This window comes from Mesorhizobium sp. M7A.F.Ca.US.006.04.2.1 (genome assembly GCF_004022915.1).
Lineage (GTDB): Bacteria > Pseudomonadota > Alphaproteobacteria > Rhizobiales > Rhizobiaceae > Mesorhizobium > Mesorhizobium ciceri.
This window is the reverse complement of record NZ_RZQA01000341.1, coordinates 1-6186: the sequence shown is the minus strand read 5'-3', so window position 1 is coordinate 6186 and position 6186 is coordinate 1. Positions and strand designations below refer to the sequence as shown.

7 protein-coding genes and 1 pseudogene are annotated in these 6186 nt (G+C 60.4%); all 8 read right to left on the bottom strand.

Features of this window, described 5'->3' with window-relative positions:
* The coding region (locus EN925_RS18755) for a biotin/lipoyl-containing protein (RefSeq protein ID WP_128336797.1) at nucleotides 1–388 on the bottom strand (388 nt) is incomplete at its 3' end.
* An 18-nt stretch (nucleotides 389–406) separates the two neighbouring features.
* Complete coding sequence (locus EN925_RS18750; protein WP_013531482.1) at nucleotides 407–1810, bottom strand: pyruvate dehydrogenase complex E1 component subunit beta; 1404 nt, start codon at nucleotides 1808–1810, stop codon at nucleotides 407–409.
* Between the two features lie 15 nt (nucleotides 1811–1825).
* Nucleotides 1826–2863, bottom strand: coding sequence for a pyruvate dehydrogenase (acetyl-transferring) E1 component subunit alpha (gene pdhA, locus EN925_RS18745; RefSeq protein WP_127385339.1), 1038 nt, complete (start codon nucleotides 2861–2863; stop codon nucleotides 1826–1828).
* Nucleotides 2864–3057: 194 nt separating this feature from the next.
* Nucleotides 3058–3381 (bottom strand): septum formation initiator family protein, encoded by a 324-nt coding sequence (locus tag EN925_RS18740; RefSeq protein WP_027038975.1) that lies wholly within the window; start codon nucleotides 3379–3381, stop codon nucleotides 3058–3060.
* Between the two features lie 276 nt (nucleotides 3382–3657).
* Nucleotides 3658–4932, bottom strand: a complete 1275-nt coding sequence (gene eno / locus EN925_RS18735; protein ID WP_127385340.1) for a phosphopyruvate hydratase — start codon at nucleotides 4930–4932, stop codon at nucleotides 3658–3660.
* A 376-nt stretch (nucleotides 4933–5308) separates the two neighbouring features.
* Entirely contained in the window at nucleotides 5309–5674 is a 366-nt protein-coding gene (locus EN925_RS18725; protein ID WP_127369200.1) for a PRC-barrel domain-containing protein, read from the bottom strand.
* A gap of 86 nt (nucleotides 5675–5760) precedes the next feature.
* Nucleotides 5761–5964 (bottom strand): dodecin family protein, encoded by a 204-nt coding sequence (locus EN925_RS18720; protein WP_013531476.1) that lies wholly within the window; start codon nucleotides 5962–5964, stop codon nucleotides 5761–5763.
* 95 nt (nucleotides 5965–6059) lie between these two features.
* A pseudogene (locus tag EN925_RS40790) lies at nucleotides 6060–6186 on the bottom strand (3-deoxy-8-phosphooctulonate synthase); the annotation flags it as partial.

Genomic DNA, 6186 nt, shown 5'->3' with positions numbered 1-6186 from the left:
GAGAGGACGGCGGGACAGCGCCCCCCTCTGTCGACTTCGTCGACATCTCCCCCACGGGTGGGGAGATTGGCGCCTTGTCCTGCTTGGCCTCGGCTTTCGCTGGAGCAGCATCGCCCCCGCTTTTCGCGGCAGCGCCTGCATCCTCACCTTCGGCAGCGAGCACGGCGATCAGAGCGTTGACCTTGACGCCTTCGGTGCCGGCGGGAACGACGAGCTTTGCGACCGTGCCCTCATCGACAGCCTCGACTTCCATCGTCGCCTTGTCGGTCTCGATCTCGGCAATGACATCGCCCGGCGAAACCTTGTCGCCTTCCTTGACGAGCCACTTAGACAGATTGCCCTCTTCCATCGTGGGCGACAGGGCCGGCATGGTGATGTTGATTGGCATTTTGTCCTCCCGCCCGGTTCAGCGATATGTGACGGCTTTGACCGCCTCGATGACTTCGCCGACGTTCGGCAAAGCCAGTTTCTCCAGGTTGGCGGCATAGGGCATCGGCACATCCTTGCCGGCGATGGTGATGACCGGCGCGTCGAGGAAATCGAAGGCGCGCTGCGACACCTGGTTGGCGATATGGTCGCCGACCGAGTTCTGCGGATATCCCTCTTCGACAACGATCAGCCGGTTGGTCTTCTTGACCGAGGCGATGATGGTGTCGAGATCGAGCGGCCGGATCGTGCGCAAGTCGATGATCTCGGCATCGATGCCCAAGCCGCGCAGCTCGGCTTCCGCCTTGACCGCATAGGTCATGCCGATGCCGAAAGAGACGATGGTGACGTCCTTGCCGGTCTTGTGGATGCGCGCCTTGCCGATCGGCAGCACGAAATCATCCAGCTTCGGCACGTCGAAGGACTGGCCATAGAGGATCTCATTCTCGAGGAAGATGATCGGATTGGGATCGCGGATCGCCGCCTTCAACAAGCCCTTGGCGTCGGCGGCGGTGTAGGGCATCACCACTTTCAGGCCCGGAATGTGGCTATACCAGGCGGCGTAGCACTGCGAGTGCTGTGCGGCGACGCGTGCGGCGGCGCCGTTCGGTCCACGGAAAACGATCGGCGCACCCATCTGGCCGCCAGACATGTAGAGCGTCTTGGCGGCGGAGTTGATGATCTGGTCGATCGCCTGCATGGCGAAGTTGAAGGTCATGAACTCGACGATCGGCTTCAGGCCGGCCATCGCCGCGCCGACGCCGACGCCGGCAAAGCCATGCTCGGTGATCGGCGTGTCGACGACGCGCCGCGGCCCGAATTCCTGCAGCAGCCCTTGCGTGATCTTGTAGGCGCCCTGGTATTCGGCGACCTCCTCGCCCATGACGAAGACATCGCCGTCGCGGCGCATTTCCTCGGCCATCGCATCGCGCAGCGCTTCGCGCACCGTGGTCGAGACCATCTCCGTGCCGGCCGGAATGTCCGGATCGGCGGCGATTTCCGTCTTCGGTGCAGCAGCCACCGGCGCGGCAGCCGGTTTTGCGGCCTCCGCCTTGTCCTCCGCCGCGGCTGGAGCCTCTGCCTTTGCCGGTGCTTCCGCCTTGGCGGGAGCCGAGGACTTGCCGATATCGCCGGCACTTTCGCCGTCCTGCAGCAAAACGGCAATCGGTGTGTTGACCTTGACGCCTTCGGTGCCGGCGGCGATCAGGATCTTGCCAAGCGTGCCTTCGTCGACGGCCTCGACTTCCATCGTCGCCTTGTCGGTTTCGATCTCGGCGATGACGTCGCCGGCGACGACCTTGTCGCCCTCATTCTTCAACCACTTGGAAAGATTGCCCTCTTCCATGGTCGGCGAGAGAGCGGGCATGAGAATTTCGATCGGCATGTCCTTGCCCTCCCGTTACAATACGATATCGGTCCAGAGCTCGGACGGATCCGGCTCTGCATCGTTCTGGGCAAATTCGGCGGCGTCAGCGACGATGTCGCGGACCTCCTTGTCGATGGTCTTAAGCTCGTCCTCGGTTGCCCACTTCTTCTCGATGAGCCGCGCCTTGACCTGTTCGATCGGGTCATGGTCGGAGCGCATCTTCTGCACTTCTTCCTTCGAGCGGTATTTCGCCGGATCGGACATCGAGTGACCGCGATAGCGATAGGTCTGCATTTCGAGAATGATCGGCCCGTTGCCGGCGCGGCACCATTCGGTCGCCTGGTCGCCGGCGGCCTTGACAGCGCGCACGTCCATGCCGTCGACCTGGATGCCGGGAATCTTGAACGAAGCGCCACGGTGCGAAAAATTGGTTTCCGCCGAAGAGCGCGACACCGAGGTGCCCATGGCATACCGGTTGTTCTCGATGATGTAGATCACCGGCAGCTTCCACAGCGAGGCCATGTTGAAGCTTTCATAGACCTGGCCCTGGTTGGCCGCACCGTCGCCGAAATAGGTCAGCGAGACATTGTTGTTGTCGCGGTAGCGGTTGGCGAAGGCCAAGCCTGTGCCGAGCGACACCTGGGCGCCGACGATGCCGTGGCCGCCATAAAAGTGCTTTTCCTTGGAGAACATGTGCATGGAGCCACCCTTGCCCCGTGACAGGCCGCCGCGACGCCCGGTCAGCTCGGCCATGACGCCGCGCGGCGACAGCTCCATCGCCAGCATGTGGCCGTGGTCGCGATAGGCGGTGATCATCTGATCGCCGTCGATCAGCGCCATCTTCATGCCGGTGACGACCGCTTCCTGGCCGATATAGAGGTGGCAGAAGCCGCCGATGAAACCCATGCCGTAGAGCTGGCCGGCCTTTTCCTCGAAACGACGGATGAGCAGCATGTGCCGGTAAGCGGCAAGCTCTTCGTCCTTGGTGAATTCGACAGGTTTAGAGGCCGAAAGCCCCGATTTGCCGTCGGATTTGGATTTGGCAGGCGCTTTTCTGGCGGCGGTGGCCATGCATCACTCCCTGTTGGCGTCTCTTCGTGGACATTAGAGCAGGATGAAATCTGCTCTGGGGAGATCAGCTCCTCCCCACCGATTTTAGGGAGGCTAACACGCGTCAAAGCGTTGCGCCATGCCGAATTTGCATAGCTGGCATGCGCCTAAGTGATTAAAATCATTGAAAATATTGGTGATTAACTTGAAATCAGTTATTTTGCCGAGGTCGGCAACATAATGGTGATTTCGTCAGCTTGGGACAGATTGAGCGCCTTGCGCGCCTGCTCATCGAGCATGTCCTTCTCGAGCGTGCCTTCATGCATCAGCCGAACGCGGCGCTCGAGCTCCATGCGGCGCGCCTTGATCGCATCGAGCTGGCCCTGCAGCGCAACCGTCTGGGCTTCCAGCTGATATTTCGAGTAGATACCGAATTCGCCGTGATAGGCATGAAAGCCGAAATAGGCCAGGAACGCCACGCAAAGCGAGGGAATGATCAGCCGGCCGGTGTTTCTCTGCTTGTGCTGACGCGTCCACATCGCCCGATTCCTCTAGAGCATGATGCCGAAAAGTGTGAAGCGGTTTTCGGACGACATCATGCTCTATCTCTTTGATTTAGAGTCGGATTCAGATTTCAGGTCGAACAGACCTGAGATCATCCGGCTCTAGCCCGCGAACTCAGGCGGCTCACGATCTTTCTCGCCCGATTGTGCTTAACGGACGGTTACGGGTGACCTGTTTGGCGGCGCCGAAACGAAAAAGGGCGGGAATGCTCCCGCCCTTTTGTCCGGTATCGATGAGCCGGTGTTTCCGGATCAGCCCTTGACCACCGACTTGCCGGCGTAGCTTGCCTGCTTGCCGAGCTCTTCCTCGATGCGGATCAGCTGATTGTACTTGGCCATGCGGTCCGAGCGCGACAGCGAGCCGGTCTTGATTTGTCCGCAATTGGTGGCGACGGCGAGATCGGCAATGGTCGAATCCTCGGTTTCGCCCGAGCGGTGCGACATCACGGCGGTGTAGCCGGCCTTGTGCGCGGTCTCGACGGCGTCGAGCGTTTCCGTAAGCGAGCCGATCTGGTTGACCTTGACCAGGATCGAGTTGGCAACCCCCATGCGGATGCCGTCGCGCAGCCGCGCCGTGTTGGTGACGAACAAATCGTCGCCAACCAGCTGCGTCTTCTTGCCGATCAGGTCGGTCAGGTACTTCCAGCCTTCCCAATCGTCCTCGGCAAGACCGTCCTCGATCGAGATGATCGGATAGTCGGTGGCAAGCTTGGCCAGGTATTTGGCCTGGGCCTTGGGATCGCGCGTCTTTTTCTCGCCTTCATAGACGTAGTTGCCGTCCTTGAAGAACTCGGTCGCGGCGCAATCGAGGCCGAGCGCGATCTCGTCGCCCGGCCTGAAGCCGGCCTGCTCGATCGATTCCATGATGAAATCGAGCGCCACCGGAGCGCTTTTCAGGTTCGGGGCAAAGCCGCCCTCGTCGCCGACATTGGTGTTGTGGCCGGCATCCTTCAGTTTCTTGCGCAGCGTATGGAAGATTTCCGAACCCCAGCGGACACCTTCGCGCAGCGTCGGCGCGCCGATCGGCAGGATCATGAATTCCTGGAAATCGATCGGGTTGTCGGCATGCGCGCCGCCATTGATGATGTTCATCATCGGTACCGGCAGGAGATGCGCCTTGGTGCCTCCGACATAACGGTAGAGCGGTAGGCCGGCGGCATCAGCGGCCGCCTTGGCCACCGCCAGCGAAACGCCGAGAATGGCGTTGGCGCCAAGCCGGCTCTTGTTGGGCGTGCCGTCGAGCTCGATCATGGTCTGGTCGATATGAATCTGGTTTTCGGCTTCCATGCCGCCGATGGCCTCGAACAGCTCGCCGTTCACCGCCTCGACGGCTTTGAGCACGCCTTTGCCGAGATAGCGGGCGCCGCCGTCGCGCAGTTCGACGGCCTCGTGGGCACCGGTCGAAGCACCCGACGGCACCGCCGCGCGGCCCATCGAGCCGTCTTCGAGAATGACATCGACCTCGACGGTCGGATTTCCACGGCTGTCCAGGATTTCACGCCCGACAATGTCGACGATGGCGGTCATTTGCGATGTCCTCGATTGATCTGAAGAATGCCGCACGTCTTAGCCAAAGTGCTGCAAAAGGCAATCGGCCCGCTGGCAATTATTGCCGCGGCATCGGCCTCCGAACGATTCACGAAGCGCAAATCGCCGTCATCATAAGTCATGTACGGTCGGCTGACTTCCGGTTAAGGTGCAGCGCGCGGGGCGAAACAGGAGGAGTTTCGCCATGTCTCAGTTGAGCGGTATCGTGAGTCTGTTTCTGATCGCGGCGGCATTCCTGACGTCATGCGACAATCAGCAGTCGCCGCCGAAGGCGATGGCCCCCTTACACGTCAGCGAATAAGCCGGAATCCAAAGCGGCCCCGTCTCTCCCGACGGGGCCGCTTTGTCGTTGTTGTTAATGCCAGTAAGGCGTGACCTTGTAATAATTGTAGGATTCGTCGCGCGCCGCCTCGCCATCGGCACCGGTCAGTTCGTTGATCGAATAGGCCGGTGCCGCCATGAGTTGTTCCTTGGAAAACGGTACGACATAACCGCCCTTGTCCTCATCATAGTCGAGGCTTGCCCACGGAATGGCGTGATATTTCTCGCCGATGCCAAGGAAGCCGCCAAAACCGATGACCGCGAACATGATGCCGTTCGCCATCTTGTCGAGCATCACATCCTCTATACTGCCGATGCTTGTGCCTTCGGTGTTGTAGACCGATGTGCCGATGACCCGCGAAGCGGCGATGGCTTGGGTGTGGCCAGTCTGGGTTGCCATGATTGTGCTCCTCATTGTGGTTTCGAACCATAATTGGACAATGAGGGGCGCGGGCGAAGGTTCCCGACTTTTTCGGCGTCGACCGATCACTCCGCGAGGATGAAGGTAACCTTCATGTTGACGCGATAAGCAACGATCTTGCCGTCCTGGACGACGATCTTCTGGTCCTGGATCCAGGCGCCCTCGACGTTCTTCAGCGTTTTGGATGCGCGCGCAATTCCCTGTTCGATGGCGTCCTGAAAGCTCTTCTTCGACGACGATGTGATTTCGGTGACGCGGGCGACAGACATGGCTTCCTCCTGCCAAAACGCTCATTTGCCGGTCGAGCGTACAGGCGGCTTGCGCCGTCCACAAGCATCGGCGGTCGACAGAGGATATCTCCGGCCTAGAGACCCTTGGCGATGCGGTCGAATGCCATCAGCCGCTCGAGTAAAGCGGGCATGTCCTTCAACGGCAGCATGTTGGGGCCGTCGGAAGAGGTCGAGTTGTCAGGATCCTGATGGGTCTCGATG